The following is a 24,676-nucleotide window of genomic DNA, read 5'->3' on the forward strand; positions in this document are numbered from 1 at the left end:
CGCGGATAAAGCTGTGCGGGATCCCGAGCGAGGTGCGGCTGGAGCTTCCCGATAAGTAACCACATGGTGAGAGCTACTTGTGTAATACAGCAATAGTGGCTGTGAGTGGGGTCACTTGTCAAGAGAAGTAATCACCATCTAGAAATAGCTCTCACAATGTGAGAGCATTTCACTTATGAGTGTGAAAGAGGACACAAAGACCGACATGGTCGGCAAGGCCTTGAGCCTTTTGGTATTGCTGGGCAACGAGCCGAAGGGCGCCAGTGCGGCGGATCTTGCCAGGAGCGCAAGCCTGCCGTTCAGCACCACATACCGTCTGCTGGGCTCACTGACCAGGGATGGCTTTGTGGACTATGAGCCGGACGGCCGCCGGTACCATCTGGGCCTCCGCGTGTTCCAGCTCGGCCAGCGCGTTTCCAATCATCACGGTTTTGCGGCAACTGCACTGCCTGTACTGCAACGGGTTACTGAACGCACGCATGAAGCCACCATCCTTTCCGTTCGCGACGGCGACCATCACCTGACGGTCAACAAGGTGGATGGACCCAAGTCCTTCCGGGTCACGAGCGACCCTGGACACCTTGGTGCGCTGCACACCACGTCCGTGGGCAAGGCGATCGTTGCGTTCGAGACGGAGATCGAGCGCAAGCGACTGCTCGAAGAACTTCCCCTCGAGGCCCTGACCGAGCACTCCATCACCGACCGGGACGAGTTCCGTGAGGAGATCGAGCAGGTCCGCCGCCAGGGCTATGCCGTGATGGACGAGGAGAACGAGATCGGCATGCGTGCAGTTGCCGTGCCGATTCTCAACTCCCAAGGCAATGCCTTTGCGTCGATCGCCGTCGCTGTGCCGGTGTTCCGCCTGACCATGGAGGAACTCGTGGCCCACGTCCCCACCCTGCAGGAAGCCGCGGCCGAGCTTGCGGCCCGCCTGCCCCAGCGCTGACCATGCGTTGCTGGGCCCGCTTTGCGCCCTGGTCGCACCAAATGGCACGCAGAGCAGGCCCAACAACGCAGGGCCGTCATCGCAGTTTGTTCGCGATAAGAACAAGCGTGCGGAATATGAACAACTGTAGTAACCTGAGTCATACGCCCGGTCGGGACCGCGTTGATACGCACCGGCGGGACGTGAAAGTAAAAGGAGCTTGAGGATGAGCAACCGAGCCGAATCCGTTCTGGTGGGCCTGATTGGCGAAGGCGTGATGCCCTCGCTCACTCCGCCCATGCATGAACGCGAGGCCGATGTGCAGGGCCTTCGCTTGCTGTACCGCCCCATCGACCTGCTTGGGCTCGCACTGCCGGCTACCGCCGTCGGGAATCTCCTCACGGCCGCCCGGCAGCTGGGTTTCAACGGCCTCAACATCACGCACCCGTGCAAGCAGTTGGTGCTGGAGTACCTGGATGAGATTTCCGACGACGCCCGTCGCCTCGGTGCCGTCAACACGGTCCTGATCCAGGACGGCCGCTTCATCGGCCACAACACAGACTTCTCCGGCTTCGGCTCGGCGCTCGCCGACGGACTTCCGGAGGCCAAGCTCGATCGCGTGGTCCAGTTGGGCGCGGGCGGTGCCGGATCCGCCGTCGCGTATGCGCTCCTCAAAGCCGGCGCCAAGCAGCTGGACCTCGTGGACATGGACCCCGACCGCGCGGCCGAACGTGCCGCAGAGCTCGGCGAACTCTTCCCGGCTGCAACCATCACGCCGCGGAGCATAGCCGAACTCGGACAGATCATGCCCCTCGCCGACGGCCTGGTGCACTGCACCCCCATCGGCATGGCCGCCCACCCGGGCCTCCCGCTGGACATGGACCTCGTGGAACCGCGCCATTGGGTGGCGGACATCGTCTACCGCCCCATCGAAACGCAACTGGTCCGCGAGGCGCGCGCCAAGGGCTGCGAAGTGCTCGACGGCGGCCGCATGGCAGTCGGGCAGGCGGCGGACGCTTTCAAGATCTTTACCGGAAAGGACGCCGACCGCGACCGTATGCGTGAACACTTCCTGGAACTCATCGCCTCTGAAGAGCGAGCACCCGCACTGGCAAAGGCGGCCCACTGATGCGCACTGGAATCGCAACCGTCTGCCTCTCCGGCACGCTGAAGGAGAAGATGCAGGCCTGCGCCATCGCGGGCTTCGACGGCATTGAAATCTTCGAGCAGGACCTCGTCACGTCATCGCTCAGCCCGGAGGATGTCCGGAAGATGGCGGCGGACTTGGGCCTGGGCCTTGACCTGTACCAGCCGTTCCGCGATTTCGACGGCGTCACTCCGGACCTGCTGAAGGCCAACCTCAAGCGCGCCGAGGCAAAGTTCAAGCTGATGGCCCGTCTGGGCATGGACACCATCCTGGTCTGCTCCAACGTGGCCACGGCGACTATTGACGACGACGACCTGCGGGCCGAACAGCTCCGCGAACTCGCCGAACTGGCGGGGGACCACGGCGTCAAGGTGGCGTACGAGGCGCTCGCTTGGGGCAAGTACGTCAACGATTACGAGCACGCCTACCGCCTGGTGGAGATGGTGGACCACCCCAACCTGGGCACCTGCTTGGACTCGTTCCACATTCTTTCGCGCGACTGGGACACCGCCCCGATCGAGGACATCAACGCGGAGAAGATCTTCTTTGTCCAGGTGGCAGACGCCCCCAAGCTCACCATGGATGTGCTGTCCTGGAGCCGCCACTACCGGGTTTTTCCCGGCGAGGGACAGTTCGAGCTCGCAAAGTTCATGGGCCACGTGGTCCGCGCGGGTTACACAGGTCCTGTTTCCTTGGAGGTGTTCAACGACGTCTTCCGGCAGTCGGACGTGGAGCGCACCGCCGTGGATGCCATGCGCTCCCTCATCTGGCTCGAGGAACAGAGCGCCAAGTGGCTGGCCGGCACCCCAGCGGAAAGCAACGCTGAAATGAAGGCCGCCAGCCGCCGTCGTTATCCCATGGAACTGGCCACGCTGCCCAAGGTGAACGAGCCCGCAGGCTTCAACTTCGCCGAGGTCAAGGCGGACGACACCGCCCAGCTGGAGAAGCTCCTGGGCCAGCTCGGCTTCGAATTCGAGGGCCGGCACCGCACCAAGGATGTCCAGCTGTGGACCATGGGCCAGGCCCGCGTGATCATCAACGAGCAGGCGGCGTCGCATTCGGAACCGGCTATCGCCGCTTTGGGGTTCGACGTCGACTCTCCCGTGATTGCCTCCGCCCGGGCCCAGCAACTCAAGGCCCCCGTGGTTGCCCGGAAGGTGCAGGCGGACGAGGAAGTGTTCCAGGGAATCGCCGCGCCGGACTCCACCGAAATCTTCCTGTGCCAGGGCAGCCCGGATGGAACGGCGGCCTGGACCCACGAGTTCGGCGAGGGACTGGAGCACCCGGCCACAACGCAGAACGCCGTGATTGACCATGTAAACCTGGCCCAGCCGTGGCAGCACTTCGACGAAGCCGTCCTCTTCTACACCAGCGCCCTGGCCTTGGAACCGCAGCCCTTTGCCGAGGTTCCCAGTCCCAGCGGCCTGGTCCGTTCGCAGGTCATGCAGACCACCGACGGCGCGGTGCGGCTGGTGCTGAACCTGGCCCCGGCGCAGCAAGCCGAAAAAGCACGCAAAACCTACCAGGAACACATCGCGTTCGCCGTGGACGACCTCGTGGCGACAGCCCGGTCGGCCCGGGAACGCGGCCTTGAATTCCTGCAGATTCCGGCCAACTACTACGAGGACCTGGACGCCCGGTTCGATCTTGAACCCGGCTTCCTGGACACGCTCCAGGATCTCAACCTCCTGTACGACCGGGACGCCAACGGCGAATTCCTCCACTTCTACACCGCCACTGTGGGCAGTGTGTTCTTCGAAATGGTTGAACGCCGCGGCACCTACGACGGCTACGGAGCGCCGAATGCACCAGTCCGCCACGCCGTCCAATACGACTCACTCCACCGGGCATAGCCGCCCGAACCTGACAAAGAATCCATAGAAAGGAGCCAGCCGTGCCACAAGACCACACTGCAGAAGCTCTCGAATCCGAGGAACTCGTGCCGCCAGCCGAACCACACGCCGCGCACACGCCCGCCAAGGCCGTGGAAACGCAAGCGGACCTCAGTGCCGAGATCAACGGCATCAAGGACCGCTACGCGGAGTCGCTGAGGAACGGCAAGGCTCCCGAGACCATGCCGCGCCTGGACTACGCGCCGTACCGCAGCTCCATCCTGCGCCACCCCACCAAGAGCCTGCACCACGCGGACCCGGAAACCATCGAGTTGTACTCGCCGGCATTCGGGCACCAGGACGTGCACGCGCTGGAGTCGGACCTGACCATCCAGCACAACGGCGAACCCCAGGGCGAACGCATCATCGTCGCAGGCCGGGTTCTCGACGGCGACGGTCGCCCTGTTGCCGGGCAGCTCGTGGAGATCTGGCAGGCCAACGCCGCCGGCCGGTACATCCATAAGCGCGACCAGCACCCCGCCCCGCTCGACCCGAACTTCACCGGCGTCGGACGTTGCATCACCGGCGAGGACGGCTCTTACTCCTTCACCACCATCAAGCCCGGCGCCTACCCGTGGAAGAACCACCTGAACGCCTGGCGTCCGGCGCACATCCACTTCTCCATGTTCGGCTCGGAGTTCACCCAGCGCATCGTCACCCAGATGTACTTCCCGGGCGACCAGCTCTTCCCGCTGGACCCGATCTACCAGTCGATCGTGGACCAGGACGCCCGCGACCGGCTCGTAGCCCAGTACGACCACGAGCTCACCAGCCCGGAATGGGCCCTCGGCTACAAGTGGGACATCATCTTGACCGGTTCCAAGCGGACCTGGACCGAAAACGAAGCGTACGGCGACGCCGGGGACGAGGAGTAAGCACATGACCAAGCTGACACCCACACCGGGCCAGACCGTTGGCCCCTTCTACGGCTACGCACTCCCGTTTAATAAGGACAACGAGCTCCTGGCACCGGGCAGCCCCGGCAGCATCCGCCTCCAGGGCACGGTGTATGACGGCGCCGGAAACACCATCCCGGACGCCATCCTCGAAATCTGGCAGCCGGACTCCGAAGGCAACATCGTGCAGCGCACCGGCTCCCTGGTCCGCGACGGCTACACCTTCACCGGCTGGGGCCGCGGCTCCGTGGGCAACTCCGGCGTTTACACGTTCACCACGGTGAACCCCGGGCCACTCAAGCCTGGCGCGGCGCCGTTCATCTCCGTGGCCGTCTTTGCCCGCGGCCTCATGAACCGCCTGTTCACCCGCGTGTACCTGCCGGAAAACGAGGAAGCACTGGCCAACGACCCCCTGCTGAGCTCCCTCGATCCCGAGCGCCGCAAGACCCTGATCGCCCGCCGTGACGCCGACGGCGGACTCACGTGGGACATCCGCCTCCAGGGCGGGGACGAGACCGTGTTCCTGGACTTCCAGCAGGACGGGTCACTGGACCTTTCGGAACAGCCATGATCGACGGCGACTTCGGCCTCCTCAGCCCCGTCACTGCCTCGCCTGCCGTGACGGCCCTGACAGGTGACCGTGCCGTGATCGCGGCAATCCTCGACGTCGAGTCCGCCTGGGCGTCCGTCCTTGAGGATGCCGGGCTCGCCCCGGAAGGATCCGCCGCTGTGGTGGCCGAAGCCGCCGATCCCGGACAATACGACCTTGCCGCTATCGCCGAACGTGCCCAGGGCGGCGCCAACCCGGTGATCCCGCTCCTCGGCGAACTCCGTGCCCGCGTCCGCGAGCTGGACTCGGCCGGAATCGGCGCGGCCTCCGCCGTGCACACCTCGCTCACCAGCCAGGACGTGCTCGACTCCACCCTCATGCTCCTGGCCAGCCGCACCGTTTCGGCGCTACTCGCCGAGGTACAAGGAACGACGACGGCGCTCGCCACCTTGGCGGAACGGCATGCGGACACGCTGTGCGTGGGCAGGAGCCTGACGCAGCATGCGCTCCCGTACACCTTTGGGCTTAGGGCTGCGCAGTGGTTCCATGGGGTGGCTGCTGCTGCATCGCGGCTCACTTCCTTGGCGTTGCCCGTGCAGTTCGGCGGTGCGGGCGGGACATTGGCCTCGGGAACCAAGCTGACCGGCGGTTCTGGCTTGGCTGCCGGCTCAAGCCTGGCGGCTAGCCCGGGTTCCGGGTTGGCTGCTGGCTCAAGCCTGGCGGGAAGCCCGGGTTCCGCGACAGCCTCCGCGGTTGGCCCGGGTTCGGGCCCAGCCTCCGGCTCGGGCTCAACCCCCTTCACGTTGGCCGATGACCTGGCTTCCAAACTCGGGCTCTCGCCGGCAGTTGCCCCGTGGCACACCAATCGCTTGGCCGTCACCGGACTCGGAGACGCGTTGGCTGCACTGGTGGATTCCTTCGGCAAGATCGCCGCAGACCTGCTGTTCCTGAGCCGCCCCGAAGTTGGGGAGCTGGGCGAACCCTTGGCGGCCGGACGCGGTGTTTCCTCCGCGATGCCGCAGAAGCAGAACCCCGTGCTGTCCGTGCTGATCCGGAGTGCGGCACTCCAGGCTCCGGGCCTCGCGTCCCAGCTGCACCTGGCTGCAGCGACCTTCAACGATGAGCGCCCCGACGGAGCTTGGCACACGGAATGGCCTGCCTTGCGTCGTCTTCTCGCGCTCACCATCGGGGCTGCCATCCAACTCCGGGAACTCGCCGAGGGCCTCAGGGTCTTCCCAGAGGCCATGCGCCGCAACCTGGAGATCTCGGGCCCGCTGCTCCTCAGCGAAGGCGTGACGGCCGCCGTCGCACCCCGCCTGGGCGAAGACGGAAAGCAAAAGCTGCAGGCCGTCGTCGACGAAACGCTCAAAGCACCCGCCGACCAGCAGGCGGACACGTACCGCAAGCTGCTGCGCGAAGCAGTTCCCACGGACAAGCTCCCGGACGAAGAACTCGACGCCCTGCTGGATCCCGCAAGCTACCTGGGCGAGGCCAAGGAAATCAGCCGCCGCATCCTCGCCGCCCACCCCGATTTCACCGCATCAACGAAGGGAGCCACCCGTGGCTAAGCCAACCGTCAAGGCTGTGCTGCTGTCCCCGCAGCGCGAACTGGGAGCCAAGCCGCTCCTGGTGGTCGGCCCGTCGCTGGGCACGTCCACCGTGCTCTGGAGCGAGACCGCCGCGTTGCTCGGCGACGAATACGACGTCATCGGCTGGGACCTGCCGGGTCACGGTATTTCGCCGGCCGCCGCGGAAGGCTTCGAGGTAGCGGAACTTGCTGACGCCGTCGTCGATCTTGTCGACTCGGTGATCCCGGGCGCGAGGTTCCACTACGCGGGTGTTTCGCTGGGCGGGGCCACCGGCCTGCAGCTCGGCATCAAGCACGGCGACCGCCTCCGCAGCCTGTCCGTTCAGTGCACCGGCGCCAAGCTCGGCACGCCGGAAGGCTGGCTGGAGCGCGCGGCAACCGTCCGCTCGCTGGGTACACCGGTGATGATCCAGGGATCTGCCGAACGATGGTTCGCGCCCGGGTTCATGGATCGGCAGCCCGAAATCAGCAGCCGCCTGCTCCACACGCTCCGCGACGCCGATCGCTTCAGCTATTCGTTCTGCTGCGAAGCCCTCGCCACGTTCGACGTCCGCGAGCAGCTCGGCAGCATCACCGTCCCCACGCAGGCGATCGCCGGCGTCGAGGATACCGTTGCGCCGCCTTCGTTTGCGGAGGAGGTGGCTGTTGGCGTGCGGTCCGGCGGGAGCTTCGCCGTGGCGGAAGCGCTCGACGGCGTGGGGCACCTCGCGCCGGCAGAGTCACCTGCCGTGGTGGCTGGTTTGATGCGGAACTTCATGAAGGAGAACGGACTGTGAACGGAGTAAACCCCCAGCGGAGCGGCGATCCGTCGCGCTACGGAGCTGTGCAGCCCGAGGCCACCGGCCAGGAAATCTACGACGCCGGCATGGTGGTCCGCCGCGAAGTACTGGGCGATGCGCACGTGGACCGGGCGAACGCCAACAAGGATTCCTTCACCGAGGACTACCAGGACATGATCACCAGGATCGCCTGGGGCGGGATCTGGACGCGGCCGGGCCTGAGCCGGCAAATGCGCTCCGCTGTCACCCTCACGGCGCTGGTGGCGCACGGTCACTGGGAGGAGCTCGCTATGCACGTCCGGGCGGCCCTCAACAACGGCCTGAGCAGGGACGAGATCAAGGAAATCCTGCTCCAGACCGCCATCTACTGCAGTGTTCCGTCAGCCAACTCGGCGTTCAAGACGGCCCAAAAAGTCTTCCAAGACATCGACGCTGCTTCTGAGGCGTCCCCCACCCCCAACTAACCCCCTCACCCAACTAGAGGGGACAGCAAACGTCCCACTGAACGCCCATAGCGACGCTTACTGTCCCCCAGTTGGGTACGTAGAAACGAAGGAAATCTTATGAACCAGGCTTTTGTGTACGACGCCGTGCGCACGCCGTTTGGCAAGTTCGGATCCGGACTTGCTGCTGTCCGTCCCGATGATTTGGCTGCGCATGTGGTGCGTGAGTCCGTTCGCCGGGCTCCGGGGCTTGATCCGGAGCGGATTGATGAGGTGGTGTTCGGGAACGCGAACGGCGCGGGCGAGGAAAACCGCAACGTTGCCCGCATGGCCACGCTGCTGGCTGGTTTGCCGGTCTCGATTCCGGGGACCACGGTGAACCGTTTGTGTGGCTCGTCGTTGGATGCGGCCATCATTGCTTCGCGGCAGATCAATGCCGGGGACGCTGATGTGGTGCTGGTGGGTGGTGCGGAGTCGATGTCGCGTGCGCCGTGGGTGTTGCCGAAGACGTCCAAGCCGTACCCGGCGGGGGACATGACCTTGGCGTCGACGACTCTGGGTTGGCGTTTGGTGAACCCGGCGATGAACACGGACTGGACCATTTCGCTGGGCGAGGCCACGGAGCGCCTGCGGGAGAAGTATGGGATCACGCGTGAGCGGCAGGATGCTTTTGCGGCTGATTCGCACAATTTGGCCGATGCTGCGTGGAACGAAGGCTTCTACGACAACCTTGTGACCGCGGTTCCGGGCACGGACCTGGTCCGTGACGAAGGCATCCGTGCCGGTTCTTCGGCGGAGAAGCTGGCCGGGTTGAAGACGGTGTTCCGTCCCGAGGGTTCAGGGCCCGACGGCGGTACGGTCACCGCCGGGAATGCCTCGCCTTTGTCTGATGGTGCTTCTGCGGCGTGGATCGGTTCGGAGAACGCTGCCGGGATTCTTGGTTTGGAACCGTTGGCGCGCATCGCCGGGCGCGGCGCGCACGGCAATGATCCGCAGTTCTTCGGGTTCGCCCCGGTGGAGGCCGCGAACAAGGCCCTCGCGAAGGCGGGCATCGGCTGGGACCAGGTTGGCGCCGTCGAACTTAACGAAGCGTTCGCCGCCCAGTCCCTGGCGTGCGTTGACGCGTGGGGTATCGACCCGTCCATCGTGAACCGTCACGGCGGCGCGATCGCGATGGGCCACCCGCTCGGGGCCTCCGGTACCCGGATCCTGGGGACCCTGGCGCGGTCGTTGCAGGCTTCGGGGCAGCGGTGGGGCGTTGCGGCGATCTGCATCGGCGTGGGGCAGGGACTGGCTGTGGTGCTGGAAAACGTAACCTCTGGCGTTGAAGGAGTCTAAGGGCGATGTTGAATTTCATTGACACTGTTGGCGAGGCCGTGGCCGGGATCCAGGATGGTTCCACGGTGATGATCGGCGGGTTCGGCAACGCCGGGCAGCCGTTCGAGTTGATCGACGCGCTGATGGACTGCGGCGCGAAGGACCTGACCGTGGTGAACAACAACGCCGGCCAGGGAGACCAGGGTTTGGCGTTGCTGATCAAGGAAGGCCGGGTGAAGAAAATGATCTGTTCCTTCCCGCGGCAGTCCGATTCGTGGCATTTCGACGCGAAGTACCACGCCGGTGAGATCGAACTGGAGCTGGTGCCGCAGGGCAACCTGGCCGAACGCATCCGCGCTGCCGGGGCCGGCATTGGCGGGTTCTTCACACCCACCGGGTATGGCACCACGCTGGCAGAGGGCAAGGAAACCCGGTTCCTGGACGGGAAGTGGCAGGTGTTCGAGACCCCGATCCACGCCGACGTCGCGCTGATCAAGGCGCTGAAGGCCGACGGGAAGGGCAACCTCGTGTACCGCAAGACAGCCCGGAACTTCGGCCCGATCATGGCCGCCGCGGCCAAGCACACCATCGTGCAGGTCTCAGAGATCGTACCCACGGGTTCGCTGGATCCGGAGAACGTGGTGACCCCGGGGATTTACGTCAACAGCGTGGTGCGCGTGGGTTCCGCTGCTGGTTCTGAAGCGCTTGGTTCGAACGGAAAGGTGGCCTGAGCATGGGCACGCAGACAAGCATCCAAACCTCCGAAAAGCCGCTGGGCCGCGACGAACTGGCCCAGTTGGTGGCCCGCGACATCGCCCCGGGCTCGTTCGTGAACCTGGGCATCGGCCAGCCCACTTTGGTGTCCAACTACCTCACCGAAGAGCAGAACATCACCCTCCACACGGAGAACGGGATGCTCGGCATGGGGCCCGCCGCCGAGGGCGAGGAGATCGACGGCGACCTCATCAACGCGGGCAAAATCCCCGTCACCGAACTTCCCGGAGCCTCGTACTTCCACCACGCCGATTCGTTCGCGATCATGCGTGGTGGGCACTTGGATATCTGCGTGCTGGGAGCGTTCCAGGTCTCCGCAACCGGTGACCTCGCCAACTGGCACACCGGTGCCCCGGACGCGATCCCCGCTGTTGGTGGAGCGATGGACCTGGCCACCGGGGCCAAGGACGTGTTCGTGATGATGACCCTGCTGACCCGCGAGGGCGCATCCAAGCTCGTGGAGGCCTGCACGTATCCTCTGACCGGCGTAGGCTGCGTCACCCGCGTGTACACGGACAAAGCAGTGTTCCTCACCGGCCCCGACGGCGTCACTGTCCGCGAGACCTTCGGCTGCACCTTCGAGGAAATCCAGGAGCTCGTGCCGCTGCCTTTGAAAAAGGCATAGCGGGCCCCGCAAATCTGGGCTCCCCACTGTGGGGCCCGCTTTACGTGCTACGCCCTCGGCATGGCCTGCAGAGCAGGCCCCGCAACGAAGCTCCTCCTGTTGCGAGGCCCGCTTTACATGTCATTTGCCCCGAATAGGGCGCAAAGCGGGCCCCGCAACGCACTCTAGGATTGGTATCCATGAGCGATTCCGCAGTTTCTCCGCAGGCCAGCGACCAATACGTCCAGTCGCTGGCCCGGGGTCTTGCTGTGATCCGGGCGTTCGATGCGAACAACCCGGTGATGACCCTCAGCGAAGTCGCTGCCCGCACTGACCTGACGAGGGCCACCGCACGCCGCTTCCTGCACACGCTCGTGGAGCTCGGCTACGTCCGCACCGACGGCAAGACGTTCGCGCTCACGGCCAAGGTGCTGCAGCTCGGTTACTCGTACCTGTCGGCGCTGTCCCTGCCGCAGCTGGCCCAGCCGCACCTTGAACAGCTCAGCCTGAAACTGGGGGAGTCCACTTCCGCCGCGGTCCTCGACGGCCAGGACATCTTCTACGTAGCGCGCGTCGCCACCAAGCGCATCATGAACGTTGGTATAACGGTCGGAACGCGCTTCCCCGCGTACGCCACGTCCATGGGTCGCGTGCTGCTCGCTGGATTGCCGCCGGCCAAGCTGGATGCCTACCTGGAGAAGGCCGAACTCAAGCCCCTCACCCCGCGAACCGTAGCGAACGCGATCGACCTGAGGGCCGCCGTCGAGCGTGTCCGAACGCAAGGCTGGTGCCTGCTGGACCAGGAGCTGGAGCTCGGCCTGATGTCCATCGCAGCGCCGGTGCACAACCGCAATAACGGCGACACGGTGGCGGCCATCAACGTGTCCCTGCAGGCCCAAGCGGTCGCGGCACAGCCGGACCCGGACGCGTACCTCCAGTCAGTGCGACAGGAAGTGGTGGCCACAGCCAACGCGATTTCGCAGGACGTCTCCGCGAAGCACTGAAACTAGAACAGCGCTGTGTAAGTACCCCAGCCAGGCGACAAATACTTCCGCGGTTTCCACGTACCCGATTTGAACGGGTAGATGAGAAGAACTCCCGATTGGTCTACGGCGTAGAGATCATTCCAGCCGTCGAAGTCGGAGTCTCCGGCGCTGCCGATGAACTTCATAAAGGACCAGCCGGTTCCTATGACGCGCGATCCCAACCAACCACTGGCTCCATTGGAAGAGTAGAGGTGGAGCTGCCCGCTTTTGTCTCGTGCCAGGAGATCCGCATGTGAGTCCCCATCGAAGTCTCCGGGTGAAAAGACCTTGTCGAAGATATTCCATCCTTGACCGACCTGCCGGGGCGAAAGCCATCCGCCGCGACCATTACCCGGGTACAGAATCAGCCGCCCTGAACCGTCCCTCGCCAAGACGTCAACGCGGTGGTCGCCGTCGAAATCCCCGGGGGCGATGAGTTCAGTCATGCCCTGCCAACCCCAGCCGACGGTAGTCGGGGTCAGCCACCCGCTGTGGCCGTCGCCGGGATACAGCCAGAGCTCTCCGTTGGGCTTGCGGGCAAGGACGTCAGGAAGGTTGTCTCCGTTGAAATCTCCCGGCGTGATCATTAGATTGAAGGCTCCCCATCCCCAGCCGATATAGGGCTGGGACTCATGCCTGTATTTGGAAGTCGTATAGTGCTGGATGAGGTCGCCCCAGCTCGTCCGCGCGATCAGGTTGTTTGTGCTTCCTCCGCCAAAGTTTCTTTTGGGCGTGGGATGGGAAATTGCTGGGGACACGTTCAACTCGGGGTAGTCCATTGTCGGTGAGCCTACTAAGCCGAGACGCTTTCCGCCGTAACTGATCAGCGCTACAGCCCGAATGCTGTGGCCCGCGTCCTGGGGTTGGATCGTGTAGGTGGGACCCGACCCTATTCGTGTTTGCAGATCGTTGTACCAGTCGAACGTTATTGTCGGCTTGGCTCCAGTGGGTAGACCCACGACGGTTGCAGGGTCAAGGCTTGCTTTCAAAGTCTCGCCGAACCAAGGGTTTCCTGTGATCTGAGGGAGAGCGGCGCCGGCAAGGGTAAATTGGTCGGTGGAGACCGTTACGGCCACAAAACCTGGCTTCAAGGTTGTGTATCTGATTAAGAGCGACTTTCCCGCGAACCCGTAGTCCACCCTGGAGTCGGGGTTCTCTTCTCCCCCGCCCTGGTTCCAACCGTCGATGAACGGTTCGACAAAGAACCTTGGGACAGGCTCGGACCAAACACCAGGTTGCCTCGTTACGTCGACTGCTCCCACGGTACCCATGTCGTATGTCTCCATGACATCGACAGTGGGCGGTGAGACATTCTTAAGCGTTTTGAGCAGCCGGTTCGGATTGTCGACCGTGAAGTCCAGATTCTGTTGCCGCCAATCACCTTTGTTGTCGCGGGACACGCGGCCCGAATCCCGGCTGTAGCTCGTTTCGAGGACCAATTTTGTACCGTCGTGGTCAATTGTGTCGTAGAAAATGGACACATACTTTAGTCGCTGCGTGCCGGCGTAGAAGTCTCCGGTGCTGATGGCCGTTGAGGCAGTGGCTGTAAATGGGCCGGATCCTGCAGATCCCTCCCATACAACGGATCGCAATTCGGTGAAGGAGTCATCCTGGTAACGGAATTCAACCCGTTTGGCTGGTTGCGAGAGCGTAAATGAGATCTTCGCTGTGTTCCCAGGTTTGAGCACATTGGTGTTGGTCGACCATGTTGCCGACAGCAGCTCCGGCGCCGTAGGGCGGATGACTGACATAGCGGTTGCGGCGTTTGCAGGGCTGGCGGGGGCCGGGAGCCCTGACAGCAGCGCAACGCCCAAGATCATCGAAAGCGTTCGCAGCACTCGCGACCAAACGGGCGCGGGCAAGGCGGAGTGATGGCGCAAGAGTCCCCCAGAGGTGCGGAAAGATAAAGGCAGTCAGCTGCCAACTCTGATGAGGATACAGCCATTCAAGACGGCACGGGAGGTAGTCGCAACTAGCGCCGGATCGCGGCCAACCGCGTCTCCAGAATCCGGCGTACCAACGAGTCCGGCACGGGATTGTCCGCCGAGAACCGTAACGTCCCCGGCGACCAGGAGTAGCCGCCTAGCTCCTCCGACATTTCAGGCAGGATCTGTCCGCTGAACGGATACAGTGCCAGGTGTTTCTTGGTTTCCAGCACGCTGAGGAAGCCCTTGCCATCAACCATCAGTGCGGGCATTCCATAGCTGACGCCTTCTTCAGCATCGGGGGCGAGTTCGCGGGCGATCCCCACAATCCGCTCAAGGATCCCGCGGTTGGCCTCGCTGACGTTCTCCAAATATTCGGTGACGGTTCCCATAAGGACATGGTTCACCCAAGAAGCCCGGGATGCCACACTGGGGGCATGAGCCCACTCGTCAGTGCTCGCTGGAGCCCCGTGGAGCTGGACCGTGCCAAGGGGAAGGCTGCCCGGCACTCGCTTCCCCGCAGCGATCAAGGGCTTTTCACGACGCCGGAGCGGAACCCTGTAGCCATTCTTGAGGAGCAGCACGATTCCCGCGTGGAGCATCTTGTTCCTGTACGTGTTGGGCGGATGCTGCAGACGCCGTTCGCGTTCTACCGGGGAGCTGCGGCCGTCATGGCTGGCGACTTGTCCCATGGGCAGACTTCCGGGCATCAGGTGGTGGCGTGCGGCGACGCGCATCTGGCGAACTTCGGTTTATACGCCTCCCCGGAGCGGCGCTTGGTCTTCGACCTCAACGATTTTGACGAAGTCTTCCCGGCGCCGTGGGAATGGGACGTCAAGAGGCTCACGGCAAGTATCTGGCTGAGCGGGCGCAACAGCGGGCACTCGGAGGAACAATGCCGCACCGCTGTGGAAGCTGCGGCCCGGTCCTACCGGCTGGCCATGCGACGGTTGTTCGAGGGAACAGCCGCAGAAAGGTACTACTTCCAAGTCGACACGGACATCCTGACGGCGACCATGGCGTCGGGTCCGCTTTCGGAGAAACGCCTTCTGGACAAGGACATGAAGAAGGCCAAGCGACGCACCTCGGAGCAGGTCCTAGCGAAAATGACGGCTGAAACTGTCCATGGAGAGCCGAGGATCGTTGACCAGTGGCCTCTGGTCTACCACCCGGAAACAGCGACGTTGGATCGCGTGAGCGCACTCTTCGACCTGTATCGAAGCTCCTTGAGGGCCGACACTGCGGTGCTGGTAAGCCAGTACCGGCTGGTCGACGTAGCGATCCGGGTGGTCGGTGTGGGCAGTGTGGGCACGCGGTGTTGGGTGATCCTGATGCTGGGCCCTTCCGGGGAACCCCTGTTCCTTCAGGCCAAGGAAGTCCAACGTTCCGTGTTGGAGAGTCACGGCGGCGCCACGCCATCCTCAGATGTTGTTCGTTTGCTGACGAACTTCGGCCAGGGCTACCGCGCCGTGGCGGGGCAGCGGATCATGCAGGCGCAGTCTGACCCGTTCCTGGGTTGGGTGGGTAACACCGTTGAGACTGATGGCCAGCTGCGCGACTACTTCGTCCGCCAATTCCGCGACATGAAGGGTTCCTTCGCGGTGGACGAACTCGGCCCTGGGCCGCTGACCGACTATGCCCGCCTGTGCGGCGGAGTGCTCGCCCGCGCCCACTCCCAAACGCCTGGCAGCGCGTTCATCGCAGGCTACCTTGGCCGTTCAGAGGTGTTCGAGAAGGCAGTGACGGGATGGGCGAGGCGCTACGCCGACCAAACCGAGAAAGACCATGCGGAGTTGGAACGCGCAGTTCGGACCGGCCGCCTCGACGCTGAGAGCGGCATCTGACCCGGCTGCGCGTTCCAGGAGGATCAGCGTTCCGGGATGACCGCGATGCCCTGGATCTCGATCATCGCTTCCTTTTGCCACAGCCGAGTGACGCCGATCCCTGCCATTGCCGGGTACTGCGAGCCGGCCATGTCGCGCCAGATCCGCCCGATTTCGCGGCCGTTGGCCATGTAGTCGTCCACGTCAGTGAGGTAGATGGTCACGTTGACCAGGTCCTCGGGCTGTCCTCCGGCTTCGCGCAGGGTGGTGAGCACGTTTGTGAAGGCCTGCGTGAATTGTTCCACGATGCCGCCGGGCACGATGTTCATGTTCTTGTCCAAGGCTGTCTGTCCGCCCAGGAACACGGTGTTTCCAGCGAGCATGCCGTGCGCGAACCCCGACGGCTTGGGCAGTGATTCCGGGTTGATGGTCTTGTGGCTCATGGTGGTCCTCCTCGGTTGTGGCGTTGGCGAAAAAGTTTTGAAAAGCCCCTATGCAGATCATTCCCGCCCTGCTACGTTGAGCATATGTGACGATCGTAAAAAAGTCGACACATCAAAAAATCGAAGGGAAACCAACCGATGAAACTTGCCACTCTGCGCACCGCAGGCGGACGTACGACGGCGGCACTCGCCACAGGCGATGGCGCTTACCTCGTGCTTCCGGCCAGTGATGTGGGCGCCTTCCTGGGCCAGGACAACTGGCGGGCTGTGGCTGAAAAGACAGCGGCCGAAGCAGCGGGCGAGGTCATGACCAATCCGGACTTCGCGCCCCTCCTGCCCAGTGCCGGCAAGGTGATCTGCTGCGGCTTGAACTATGGCGACCACATTCAGGAGATGGGCCGCGACCTTCCCGAATATCCCACGTTGTTCGCCAAGTACACTGACACCTTGGCGGGTGCCAATGACTCTGTAGAAGTACACAGCAGTGGCCGCGTCGATTGGGAAGCCGAGCTGGCCGTCGTCGTTAGTTCCGAGCTGTACCGGGCTGACGAGGACCAAGCCCGGGCGGCGATCGCCGGGTACACCGTGGCCAACGACGTCTCCATGCGGGATTGGCAGAGCCGGACGTTGCAGTGGTTCCAGGGCAAGGCCTGGGACCGCACCACTCCCGTAGGTCCGGTCATGGTCACTGCAGACGAGGCTGGCGAGCACTTCCAGGTCCGCGGCTACGTCAACGGAGAACTCGTGCAGGACGGCAACACTAAGACGCTCGTCTTCGGCCCTGCGCAGCTGCTGTCCTACATTTCGCAGTTCACCGTCCTGCGTCCCGGTGACCTCGTCCTCACGGGAACGCCTGGGGGAGTCGGTATGGGGATGAAGCCTCCGCGCTTCCTGAACGACGGCGACATTCTCACCACCGAAATCGACGGAATCGGCCGGTTGGAAAACCGGTTCGCGATCCACGCCAACGCAGGCGCCCTCGCCTAAAAACACAGCCTAAACAAGAGGAGCAACCCATGAGCCAGACCACCACCGAGTACCGCCTCGAAGGCGACAACTCCATCTACGCCCAGCCCGACGGCAAGGTTGTCCCCGTCGTCACCCGTGCCGGTGAAGAGGACACCAACACCGCCCAGTCCGGCGACTGCATCCGCGTCTCCGGCGTCAGCATCCAGCACACCCCGGCAACCAAGATCTGGTTCGGCCAGGTGTCCAACACTCCCGGTTACCGTTCCCTTCCGCACCACCACGGCGAAGCAGAAACGGGTGGCTACGTCCTTCGGGGCCATGGCCGGATCTACTTCGGCGAAAACTACTCAGAGTTCATCGACATGAAGGCCGGCGATTGGGTGTTCGTGCCCCCGTTCATGCCGCACGTCGAGGCGAACATGTCCGTCACTGAAGAGCTCGTCTGGCTGACCGCCCGGACCCCGGAGAACCTCGTGGTCAACCTCGAGGACGTCCCGGACGAGACCCTCGCCGACTACCGCCGGGCCTAAGCCATGATCACGGGAACCCTGACCTCCGAGACCTTCCTCCGGGCTGTTGAGCTCACGGAAACCGAGGCGCAGGTCTTCGACGAGGCGTACGAGGCCACCACGCAGTACGTTCCGTGGCCCAAGGCTTACGGTGGAGACATGGTGGCCCAGGCCGCGGCGGCGATGATGCGTTCGGTGGATGCCGACAGGAACCTCCACTCGATGCACAGCTACTTCATGCGTCCGGTGGATATCGGTTCCACGGTCCGTTACGAAGTGGAACGCCTGCGCGATGGACGTGGCTACTCCACCCGCACGGTCCGGGGTTTCCAGAACGGCAAGCCCGTGTATGCCGCGATGGGTTCCTTCCAGGTTCCCGAAGCAGGACCGGACTTCCAGCCCCAGGCGCCTGCCGCCGTCGAGCCTGAATCGCTGCGTTCAGCGGCTGAAGTGCTGGCCGACACTGAAGGAAGCTCTGCCGATTACTGGGGAACGGGCCGTAGTTTCGATATGCGGCATATTCCAGGTCCGGTATATGTCGAGCTTGAGGGCGGGACCGCGCCGCAGCAAGCCATTTGGGTCAAGGCGTTCGACTCACTCCCGGACAGCAAAGACCTCCAGCGCACGGCCCTCGCGTACGTATGCGATTACACCATCCTCGAACCGCTCCTTCGGGTCAACGGCCTCAACTGGTCCAGCCCCGGACTCGCCACCGCCAGCCTTGACCACTCCATGTGGTTCCACCGCGATGGACGCGTGGACGACTGGGTGCTCTACGCCCAGGAAGCCATCTCCGGCCAAAGCAACCGCGGCCTCGCCATGGGCCGCTTCTTCGACCGGCAAGGCAGACTCCTGGCCACGGTCGCCCAAGAAGGCATGATCCGCGCCGGCGCCTAGCGCCTGACTCACCCAACCCCAGCTCCAACGACGCACCACTGAAAGGAACGGCCATGAGCATGTTGCCATCGGCCCACGTGGACACGTTCACCCGCCACCACTTGCCGCCTGCCGAAACCTGGCCGGCGTTCGAATTCACGCTCCCCGAACTCAACTACCCGGACCGGCTCAACGCTGCCGCCGTGCTGATCGACGACGCGGTCGAACAGTTCGGCGCCGACCGCCCTGCCCTCCGCACTCCAGACGGCGAAGTCTGGAGTTACGGCGAGCTGCAGACACGCTCCAACCAGGTGGCCCAGGTCCTCACTGAAGACCTTGGCGTGGTCCCGGGTAACCGTGTCCTCCTGCGCGGCCCGAACAACCCGTGGATCGTCGCTGCCTGGCTCGGCGTCATCAAGGCCGGGGCCGTGGTGGTGACCACCATGCCGATGCTGCGCTCTACCGAGGTTTCCACCATCATCCAGCTCACCAAGCCCGTGGTTGCCATCTCGGACCACCGCTTCGTGGACGAACTCGCGGTCGCGGCGGGCGAGGACGTCACCGTGCTGACCTACGGAAAGAACGACGACGGCGACCTCACCTCCCGCTGCTCGCGCAAGAGCGGGGAGTTCACGGCGGTGGACACGTCCTCGGATGATGTTGCCCTGCTCGGCCCGACATCCGGCACCACGGGTGTGCCCAAGGTGACCATGCATTTCCACCGGGACATCCTGGCCAATGCGGATACCTTTGCCCGGTACATCCTTGAGCCCACCGCGGACGACGTTTTTGCCGGTTCACCGCCGTTGGCCTTCACGTTTGGCCTGGGCGGACTGGTGGTCTTCCCGCTGCGGTTCGGGGCGTCCTCGCTCCTGACCGAAAAGGCAGGGCCGGTGGAACTGGCCGAACGCGCTGCCGAGGCGGGAGCCACCATCCTGTTCACGGCGCCGACTGCCTACCGGGCCATCCTCAAAGAGAACCGTGGTGAGCTGCTGAGCCGCCTTCGGATTGCCGTTTCCGCCGGAGAGCACTTGTCCAAGGAGACGTGGGAAGCGGTCCACGAGGCCACCGGATTGAGCCTGGTCAACGGGATCGGTGCCACGGAAATGCTCCATGTCTTCATTTCCGCCGCGGGCGACGACATCCGCCCCGGAACCACGGGCAAAGCGGTTCCGGGCTACCGTGCCACGATCCTGGACCAGGACGGCAACGAACTGGGCGCCGGGCAGTCCGGACGCCTCGCGATCATTGGGCCAACCGGTTGCAGGTACCTGGACGATCCCCGGCAATTGAACTACGTCGTGAACGGCTGGAACGTCACCGGAGACACGTTCTCCATGGATGAGGACGGCTACTTCACGTACCAGGCCCGCTCGGACAACATGATCGTCTCCTCCGGCTACAACATCGGCGGACCCGAGGTTGAGGCCGCCATCGACCAGCACCCGGACGTCGTGGAAAACGCGGTGATCGGCATCCCGGATGAGCAGCGCGGCAGCATCGTCTGTGCGTTCATCGTCCTGCGTGAAGGCGTCACTGGAGACGCCACGAAGCGCAAGGAAATCCAGGACTTCGTGAAGCAAACCATCGCCCCGTACAAGTACCCGCGGGATATCCGGTTCGTCACGGAACTGCCGCGCAACCCCAGCGGCAAGCTGCAGCACTTTAGGCTGCGCGACCGTGTCCTCGCCGAGGAAACACCAACCCACCAACTTACCGCCGCCAGCCAGGGCCAGGCATAACCGGCCCAGCCGCGCGCAACAAAGGAGCAACACCATGAAAATCGCAATCGTCGGAGGCGGCCCGGGTGGCCTGTACTTCGCAGCACTGATGAAGCAGTTGGACCCGTCGCACGACATCACCCTGTGGGAACGGAACGCTGCCAGCGATACGTTCGGCTTCGGCGTCGTGTTTTCCGATGAGACCCTCGGCGGCATCGGCAACGCCGATCCTGTGGTGGCCGAGTACATGAGCCGCCGCTTCGCCCGCTGGTCGGACATCGACATCCACTTCCGCGGCGAAATGATCACCGTGGGCGGCCAGGGCTTCGCCGCGATGAGCCGCAAGGAACTGCTGGAACTGCTGCAGCGCCGGTGCATCGAACTCGGCGTCGATGTCCGCTTCAGCACCATGGCTCCAGCCATCGAGGAACTTGAAACCGGTTACGATCTGGTCCTTGCCGCGGACGGCGTGAACTCGCAGATCCGTGCCAAGTACGCGGACGCGTTCGGCCCGGACCTGGACCCGCGCACCAACAAATACATGTGGCTCGGCACGGACCAGGTGTTCGAAGCCTTCAAGTTCTTCGTGAAGGAAACCGAGTGGGGCGTCATGCAGATCCACGGGTACCCGTACTCGGACGAAGGCTCCACGTTCATCGTCGAAATGCATGAGGACGTCTGGCACGCAGCCGGCTTCGACGAGACCGCCAACCAGGTTTTCGCGCCAGGTGTTTCCGACGAGAAGGCCATCGCCAAGATCCGCGAAATCTTCGCGGAGGAACTTGCCGGCTACGAGGTGTTGTCCAACAACTCCAAATGGCTGAACTTCAACACGGTCCGCAACCAGAGCTGGCGCAAGGGCAACGTGGTCCTGCTGGGCGACGCCGCGCACACGGCACACTTCTCCATCGGCTCCGGCACCAAGCTGGCCATGGAAGACTCCCTCGCCCTCGCCGCCTGCTTGCACGAGCACGCCTCGGTGGAAAAGGCACTGGAAGCCTACGAAACCGAGCGCCGTCCGGTGGTGGCGTCCACGCAGCGTGCCGCACAGGCCTCACTGGAGTGGTTCGAACGGATCGGCCAGTATAAGGACCAGGACCCCACCCAGTTCGCGTTCAACCTGCTCACCCGCAGCCGCCGAATCACCCAGGAAAACCTGCGCCTGCGCGATCCCGAATTCGCGGAGGCTGTGGACCGCAACTTCGCTTACTCGCAGGGGCTCAACGACGTCGCCCCGGCCATGTTCCAGCCCTTCAGCATCGGCGAACTCGAGCTCAAGAACCGGATCATAGTTTCCCCGATGGACATGTATTCCGCCACGGACGGTGTCCCCGGCGACTTCCACAAGGTCCACCTCGGCTCCAAGGCGCTTGGTGGCGCGGGGCTGGTCATGACGGAAATGGTCTGTGTTTCCGAAACCGGCCGCATCACCCCCGGTTGCAGCGGCCTCTACACCGATGAACAAAAGGACAGCTGGAAGGAAATCGTCGACTTCGTGCACTCGCGTTCCACCGCGAAGATCGGTGCGCAGCTGGGACACTCCGGGCGCAAGGGCTCCACCAAGCTCATGTGGGAAGGCATCGACCAGCCGCTCGACTCCGGCAACTGGACCGCCGTCGGGCCTTCCGCCTTGCCGTACGGTCCCGAAAACCAGACCCCGTTGGAACTGGACCGGGCAGGAATGGACGCCATCAAGGCCGAGTTCGTCGCAGCTGCCCAGCGCGCGGAGCAGGCCGGCTTCGACCTTCTGGAGATCCACGCAGCCCACGGCTACCTGCTCTCCTCCTTCTTGTCTCCCGTTTCCAACCAGCGCACCGACGAATATGGCGGCAACCTGGAGAACCGGCTGCGGTTCCCGTTGGAAGTGTTCGACGCCGTCCGTGCAGCGTGGCCGTCCAGCAAGCCTTTGACGGTACGCATCTCAGCGACGGACTGGATCGACGGTGGTAACACCTCCGATGACTCCATCAGCATCGCCAAGGCGTTCGTTGACCACGGCGCTGCCGGACTGGACATCTCCACCGGCCAGGTGGCCAAGGAAGAAAAGCCCGCCTTCGGGCGCAGCTACCAAACTCCGTTCGCAGACCGGATCCGCCAGGAAGTGGCCGCTCCAGCAGGCGTGGCAGTGATCGCCGTCGGTGCCATCTCCAGCTACGACGACGTCAACTCGATCCTCCTGGCAGGACGCGCCGACCTTGTCGCCCTGGGCCGCACCCACCTGTACGATCCCCAATGGACCCTGCATGCAGCAGCAGAACAGGAATACCACGGCCCCGGCGCCCAGTGGATTCCCCAGTTCCGCGCAGGTCGCCGCAAGCCGCCAAGCTCCCGCACGGACGCCGTCCGCCCGCGGTTGTCCCTGCTCAAGGAACCGGAAACCGATGAATCGAACACACATCTCCGCTGGACTCCCGCATCAACGGCAGCATCGGTCCTGGTGAAGTAGCCGTGGCCGCCGCAACCGTCAACACCTGGAACGTGCCCAAACGCACTACGGGTGTTGTGCTCCTCTGCTGCTGGCTGGCGATCCTCGCCGAAGGCTACGACGTCGGTGTGCTGGGAGCCGTCCTCCCGGCCCTCGCCGAGTACAAAGAGTGGAACCTCTCACCGCTGGCTCTCGGTGGCTTGGGCTCATATGCCCTGATCGGCATGCTTATCGGAGCACTTTTCATCGGCACCCTCAGTGATCTGGTGGGCCGCAAGAAGATGCTGCTTGCATCCATGATCATCTTCACGGTCACCCAGGCCGGCGCTGCCTGGGCTCCGACGCCCGAACTGTTCGGCCTCTTCCGGCTGATCGGCGGCTTGGGCATGGGCGGTGTGATCCCCGTGGCCGCTGCACTGACCATCGAGTATTCCGCGCCGAACAAACGCTCCTATAACTACGGCCTCATGTATTCGGGCTACTCGCTGGGCATCGTGGCGGCCGCGCTGGCTGCGCTGTTTGTGCTGCCTCTCGGTGGCTGGCGTGCAGTAATCGCGATCGGTGCAGCTCCCGTAATCCTGCTGCCGGTCATCTGGAAGTTCCTGCCCGAGTCGCTCGAGTATCTTGAGTCGAAGGGCCGCAGTTCAGAGGCAAAGACGTTGGCTGCCAGGCTCGGAATCACTGACTACCGCCCGGTGGTGGCTGCCAAGCCTGCCGGCAGCCAGGCCGCCGATCCGTGGTGGAAGACCATCACCACCATGTTCTCCCTGCAATACCTCCGCTCGACGCTCTTCTTCTGGATCTCGCTGTTCTGTGGCCTGCTCTTGGTCTACGGATTGAACACCTGGCTCCCGAGCATCATGAAGAAGGCCGGCTACGACCTCGGCTCTTCCCTGACCTTCCTCCTGGTGTTCAGCCTCGCCTCGGCGATCGGTGGCCTGCTCCTGGGCCGTGCGGCGGACAAGTATGGCAAGAAGCTCATCCTGGTGGTGTTCTATATCCTGGGCGGCCTGGGCATCATGCTCCTGGTCTTCCCGAACACCATGGTGGTCAACCTGCTGTTCGTAGCGTTCGCCGGCGTCGGTTCCATCTCCACATCCCTGGTGCTGACCGGCTACATCGCCGATTACTACCCGGCAAAGGTCCGCGGAACGGCCACTGGGTGGGCCCTCAGCTTCGCCCGGCTCGGCGCCATCTCCGGGCCGTTGATCGGTGGGTGGATCGCTGGTTCCAAGCTCCCGTTCGAGGCGAACTTCGCGATCTTCGCCGGTATCGCGGTCCTGGCCGCTGCCGCCGTCGCACTTATTCCGAAGCCGCGGCCCGAGGTACCGGTGAATGCCGTGGACCCCGACGACCAAGACGCCGCCATCGGCGTCCGCTAGGAGAACCATGCCGGAAGCGAGCGTCCAGCGGACGGTGGAGTGGGTGGACACCGACGCCTCCGGTCACCAGCACAACTCCGCGATCATGCGCTGGGTGGAAGCCGCGGAAGCTCAGCTGTTCCGTTCGCTGGAACTGCCGGACTACTTCCCCAACGCTCCCCGGGTGCAGCAAGTGATCAACTACCGGGCCAAGTTGTGGTTCGGCCAGCGTGTCACCGCTTCCGTCAGGGTGCAAGCGCTCGGCCGGACCTCGCTGACCCTTGCGTTCGAGGTGTCCGGCCACCCGCTGCCGGTCTCCACGGGAACGCCCGACGCCGGAACCCCCGACACCGGAACCCCCGACACCGGAACCCCCGACGCCGGAACGCCCGACACCGGAACCCCCGATGCCGGAACCCGCGACGCCGGAACCCCCGACGGCGGCAGCCCGCCAGCCGCCGTCGTGGCCGCTTACGGGACGGTCACCACGGCGCACGTCCCGGCGGGGTCCGCGACCGCACAGCCCTGGCCACCCCACATGGCCCAAGCCCTCACCCCCGACGCTCTCTCACCAAACACCCCATAAAGCCCGACGCTCGTTACCTTTTTCGTAGCCTGTTTCCTGGTGCAGGATATGGGTGTGCTGGCCTGCCGGCTCCGGCATGATTTTGACGCTCTGTCGCT

The 24,676-nt window shown here is 64.0% G+C and carries 24 protein-coding genes; 21 read left to right on the plus strand and 3 right to left on the minus strand.

Going from position 1 to position 24,676, the window contains the following annotated elements; all coding sequences use genetic code 11:
• Positions 1 to 175: 175 nt before the first annotated feature.
• The 12 genes from ACIPV6_RS18475 (at position 176) to ACIPV6_RS18530 (ending at position 11,919) form a co-directional block, all read left to right on the plus strand.
• A complete protein-coding gene (locus ACIPV6_RS18475; protein WP_400272276.1) occupies positions 176 to 946 on the plus strand; it encodes an IclR family transcriptional regulator in 771 nt (256 codons plus the stop codon).
• A gap of 205 nt (positions 947 to 1,151) precedes the next feature.
• Positions 1,152 to 2,054, plus strand: coding sequence for a shikimate dehydrogenase (locus tag ACIPV6_RS18480; RefSeq protein WP_400272277.1), 903 nt, complete (start codon positions 1,152 to 1,154; stop codon positions 2,052 to 2,054).
• A complete protein-coding gene (locus tag ACIPV6_RS18485; RefSeq protein ID WP_400272278.1) occupies positions 2,054 to 3,925 on the plus strand; it encodes a bifunctional sugar phosphate isomerase/epimerase/4-hydroxyphenylpyruvate dioxygenase family protein in 1,872 nt (623 codons plus the stop codon). Before ACIPV6_RS18480 ends, ACIPV6_RS18485 begins: the two co-directional genes overlap by 1 nt.
• 41 nt (positions 3,926 to 3,966) lie before the next feature.
• Entirely contained in the window at positions 3,967 to 4,839 is an 873-nt protein-coding gene (gene pcaH, locus ACIPV6_RS18490) for a protocatechuate 3,4-dioxygenase subunit beta (RefSeq protein ID WP_400272279.1), read from the plus strand.
• Between the two features lie 4 nt (positions 4,840 to 4,843).
• On the plus strand, positions 4,844 to 5,431 hold the full coding sequence (pcaG, locus tag ACIPV6_RS18495; RefSeq protein ID WP_400272280.1) for a protocatechuate 3,4-dioxygenase subunit alpha: 588 nt from the start codon (positions 4,844 to 4,846) through the stop codon (positions 5,429 to 5,431).
• Complete coding sequence (locus tag ACIPV6_RS18500) at positions 5,428 to 6,978, plus strand: lyase family protein (protein ID WP_400272281.1); 1,551 nt, start codon at positions 5,428 to 5,430, stop codon at positions 6,976 to 6,978. The genes pcaG and ACIPV6_RS18500 overlap by 4 nt, the downstream gene beginning before the upstream one ends.
• The gene (locus tag ACIPV6_RS18505; RefSeq protein WP_400272282.1) at positions 6,971 to 7,774 is read left to right on the plus strand and encodes an alpha/beta fold hydrolase; all 804 of its coding nucleotides are present in this window, start codon (positions 6,971 to 6,973) and stop codon (positions 7,772 to 7,774) included. The genes ACIPV6_RS18500 and ACIPV6_RS18505 overlap by 8 nt, the downstream gene beginning before the upstream one ends.
• Positions 7,771 to 8,241: a 4-carboxymuconolactone decarboxylase gene (pcaC, locus tag ACIPV6_RS18510; protein ID WP_400272283.1), complete on the plus strand. Its 471-nt coding sequence runs from the start codon at positions 7,771 to 7,773 to the stop codon at positions 8,239 to 8,241. The genes ACIPV6_RS18505 and pcaC overlap by 4 nt, the downstream gene beginning before the upstream one ends.
• 99 nt (positions 8,242 to 8,340) lie before the next feature.
• Complete coding sequence (locus ACIPV6_RS18515; protein WP_400272284.1) at positions 8,341 to 9,558, plus strand: thiolase family protein; 1,218 nt, start codon at positions 8,341 to 8,343, stop codon at positions 9,556 to 9,558.
• 5 nt (positions 9,559 to 9,563) lie between these two features.
• Positions 9,564 to 10,268 (plus strand): 3-oxoacid CoA-transferase subunit A, encoded by a 705-nt coding sequence (locus ACIPV6_RS18520; RefSeq protein WP_400272285.1) that lies wholly within the window; start codon positions 9,564 to 9,566, stop codon positions 10,266 to 10,268.
• Positions 10,269 to 10,270: 2 nt separating this feature from the next.
• Complete coding sequence (locus tag ACIPV6_RS18525; RefSeq protein WP_400272286.1) at positions 10,271 to 10,936, plus strand: 3-oxoacid CoA-transferase subunit B; 666 nt, start codon at positions 10,271 to 10,273, stop codon at positions 10,934 to 10,936.
• A gap of 179 nt (positions 10,937 to 11,115) precedes the next feature.
• Positions 11,116 to 11,919: an IclR family transcriptional regulator C-terminal domain-containing protein gene (locus ACIPV6_RS18530; RefSeq protein ID WP_400272287.1), complete on the plus strand. Its 804-nt coding sequence runs from the start codon at positions 11,116 to 11,118 to the stop codon at positions 11,917 to 11,919.
• A gap of 2 nt (positions 11,920 to 11,921) precedes the next feature.
• Here ACIPV6_RS18530 and ACIPV6_RS18535 read toward each other — a convergent pair whose 3' ends face one another.
• The gene (locus tag ACIPV6_RS18535; protein ID WP_400272288.1) at positions 11,922 to 13,421 is read right to left on the minus strand and encodes an FG-GAP repeat domain-containing protein; all 1,500 of its coding nucleotides are present in this window, start codon (positions 13,419 to 13,421) and stop codon (positions 11,922 to 11,924) included.
• A 259-nt stretch (positions 13,422 to 13,680) separates the two neighbouring features.
• On the opposite strand from ACIPV6_RS18535, the gene ACIPV6_RS18540 reads away from it, so the two are divergent.
• A complete protein-coding gene (locus ACIPV6_RS18540) occupies positions 13,681 to 13,812 on the plus strand; it encodes a hypothetical protein (protein ID WP_400272289.1) in 132 nt (43 codons plus the stop codon).
• Between the two features lie 100 nt (positions 13,813 to 13,912).
• On the opposite strand, the gene ACIPV6_RS18545 is transcribed toward ACIPV6_RS18540, so the two are convergent.
• On the minus strand, positions 13,913 to 14,257 hold the full coding sequence (locus ACIPV6_RS18545) for an iron chaperone (protein ID WP_400272290.1): 345 nt from the start codon (positions 14,255 to 14,257) through the stop codon (positions 13,913 to 13,915).
• A gap of 45 nt (positions 14,258 to 14,302) precedes the next feature.
• Between ACIPV6_RS18545 and ACIPV6_RS18550 the strand changes: the two genes are divergently transcribed.
• Complete coding sequence (locus ACIPV6_RS18550) at positions 14,303 to 15,709, plus strand: DUF2252 domain-containing protein (RefSeq protein WP_400272291.1); 1,407 nt, start codon at positions 14,303 to 14,305, stop codon at positions 15,707 to 15,709.
• Between the two features lie 23 nt (positions 15,710 to 15,732).
• Here ACIPV6_RS18550 and ACIPV6_RS18555 read toward each other — a convergent pair whose 3' ends face one another.
• Positions 15,733 to 16,131 (minus strand): RidA family protein, encoded by a 399-nt coding sequence (locus ACIPV6_RS18555; protein ID WP_400272292.1) that lies wholly within the window; start codon positions 16,129 to 16,131, stop codon positions 15,733 to 15,735.
• 138 nt (positions 16,132 to 16,269) lie between these two features.
• Here ACIPV6_RS18555 and ACIPV6_RS18560 point away from each other — a divergent pair, with 138 nt between their 5' ends.
• The 7 genes from ACIPV6_RS18560 to ACIPV6_RS18590 are packed head-to-tail and all read left to right on the plus strand — an operon-like array spanning position 16,270 to position 24,578.
• Positions 16,270 to 17,118, plus strand: coding sequence for a fumarylacetoacetate hydrolase family protein (locus ACIPV6_RS18560; RefSeq protein WP_400272293.1), 849 nt, complete (start codon positions 16,270 to 16,272; stop codon positions 17,116 to 17,118).
• Between the two features lie 29 nt (positions 17,119 to 17,147).
• Entirely contained in the window at positions 17,148 to 17,630 is a 483-nt protein-coding gene (locus ACIPV6_RS18565; protein WP_400272294.1) for a cupin domain-containing protein, read from the plus strand.
• Between the two features lie 3 nt (positions 17,631 to 17,633).
• Positions 17,634 to 18,506 (plus strand): acyl-CoA thioesterase, encoded by an 873-nt coding sequence (locus ACIPV6_RS18570; RefSeq protein WP_400272295.1) that lies wholly within the window; start codon positions 17,634 to 17,636, stop codon positions 18,504 to 18,506.
• 53 nt (positions 18,507 to 18,559) lie between these two features.
• Entirely contained in the window at positions 18,560 to 20,227 is a 1,668-nt protein-coding gene (locus ACIPV6_RS18575; RefSeq protein ID WP_400272296.1) for an AMP-binding protein, read from the plus strand.
• A 34-nt stretch (positions 20,228 to 20,261) separates the two neighbouring features.
• Positions 20,262 to 22,652 (plus strand): bifunctional salicylyl-CoA 5-hydroxylase/oxidoreductase, encoded by a 2,391-nt coding sequence (locus tag ACIPV6_RS18580; protein WP_400272297.1) that lies wholly within the window; start codon positions 20,262 to 20,264, stop codon positions 22,650 to 22,652.
• 2 nt (positions 22,653 to 22,654) lie between these two features.
• Entirely contained in the window at positions 22,655 to 24,013 is a 1,359-nt protein-coding gene (locus ACIPV6_RS18585) for an MFS transporter (RefSeq protein WP_400272298.1), read from the plus strand.
• A gap of 7 nt (positions 24,014 to 24,020) precedes the next feature.
• On the plus strand, positions 24,021 to 24,578 hold the full coding sequence (locus tag ACIPV6_RS18590) for a thioesterase family protein (RefSeq protein ID WP_400272299.1): 558 nt from the start codon (positions 24,021 to 24,023) through the stop codon (positions 24,576 to 24,578).
• Positions 24,579 to 24,676: the final 98 nt, after the last annotated feature.

Source organism: Paenarthrobacter sp. NPDC089988 (genome assembly GCF_044748465.1).
GTDB lineage: Bacteria > Actinomycetota > Actinomycetes > Actinomycetales > Micrococcaceae > Arthrobacter.

What these genes read in the sequence shown, in the direction of transcription:
- ACIPV6_RS18475 (WP_400272276.1), top strand. Translation starts at nt 176, where the DNA reads ATGAGTGTGAAAGAGGACACAAAGACCGACATGGTCGGCAAGGCCTTG.
- ACIPV6_RS18480 (WP_400272277.1), top strand. Translation starts at nt 1,152, where the DNA reads ATGAGCAACCGAGCCGAATCCGTTCTGGTGGGCCTGATTGGCGAAGGC.
- ACIPV6_RS18485 (WP_400272278.1), top strand. Translation starts at nt 2,054, where the DNA reads ATGCGCACTGGAATCGCAACCGTCTGCCTCTCCGGCACGCTGAAGGAG.
- pcaG (WP_400272280.1), top strand. Translation starts at nt 4,844, where the DNA reads ATGACCAAGCTGACACCCACACCGGGCCAGACCGTTGGCCCCTTCTAC.
- ACIPV6_RS18500 (WP_400272281.1), top strand. Translation starts at nt 5,428, where the DNA reads ATGATCGACGGCGACTTCGGCCTCCTCAGCCCCGTCACTGCCTCGCCT.
- ACIPV6_RS18515 (WP_400272284.1), top strand. Translation starts at nt 8,341, where the DNA reads ATGAACCAGGCTTTTGTGTACGACGCCGTGCGCACGCCGTTTGGCAAG.
- ACIPV6_RS18520 (WP_400272285.1), top strand. Translation starts at nt 9,564, where the DNA reads ATGTTGAATTTCATTGACACTGTTGGCGAGGCCGTGGCCGGGATCCAG.
- ACIPV6_RS18525 (WP_400272286.1), top strand. Translation starts at nt 10,271, where the DNA reads ATGGGCACGCAGACAAGCATCCAAACCTCCGAAAAGCCGCTGGGCCGC.
- ACIPV6_RS18530 (WP_400272287.1), top strand. Translation starts at nt 11,116, where the DNA reads ATGAGCGATTCCGCAGTTTCTCCGCAGGCCAGCGACCAATACGTCCAG.
- ACIPV6_RS18540 (WP_400272289.1), top strand. Translation starts at nt 13,681, where the DNA reads ATGACTGACATAGCGGTTGCGGCGTTTGCAGGGCTGGCGGGGGCCGGG.
- ACIPV6_RS18545 (WP_400272290.1), bottom strand. Translation starts at nt 14,257, where the DNA reads ATGGGAACCGTCACCGAATATTTGGAGAACGTCAGCGAGGCCAACCGC.
- ACIPV6_RS18550 (WP_400272291.1), top strand. Translation starts at nt 14,303, where the DNA reads ATGAGCCCACTCGTCAGTGCTCGCTGGAGCCCCGTGGAGCTGGACCGT.
- ACIPV6_RS18555 (WP_400272292.1), bottom strand. Translation starts at nt 16,131, where the DNA reads ATGAGCCACAAGACCATCAACCCGGAATCACTGCCCAAGCCGTCGGGG.
- ACIPV6_RS18560 (WP_400272293.1), top strand. Translation starts at nt 16,270, where the DNA reads ATGAAACTTGCCACTCTGCGCACCGCAGGCGGACGTACGACGGCGGCA.
- ACIPV6_RS18565 (WP_400272294.1), top strand. Translation starts at nt 17,148, where the DNA reads ATGAGCCAGACCACCACCGAGTACCGCCTCGAAGGCGACAACTCCATC.
- ACIPV6_RS18570 (WP_400272295.1), top strand. Translation starts at nt 17,634, where the DNA reads ATGATCACGGGAACCCTGACCTCCGAGACCTTCCTCCGGGCTGTTGAG.
- ACIPV6_RS18575 (WP_400272296.1), top strand. Translation starts at nt 18,560, where the DNA reads ATGAGCATGTTGCCATCGGCCCACGTGGACACGTTCACCCGCCACCAC.
- ACIPV6_RS18580 (WP_400272297.1), top strand. Translation starts at nt 20,262, where the DNA reads ATGAAAATCGCAATCGTCGGAGGCGGCCCGGGTGGCCTGTACTTCGCA.
- ACIPV6_RS18590 (WP_400272299.1), top strand. Translation starts at nt 24,021, where the DNA reads ATGCCGGAAGCGAGCGTCCAGCGGACGGTGGAGTGGGTGGACACCGAC.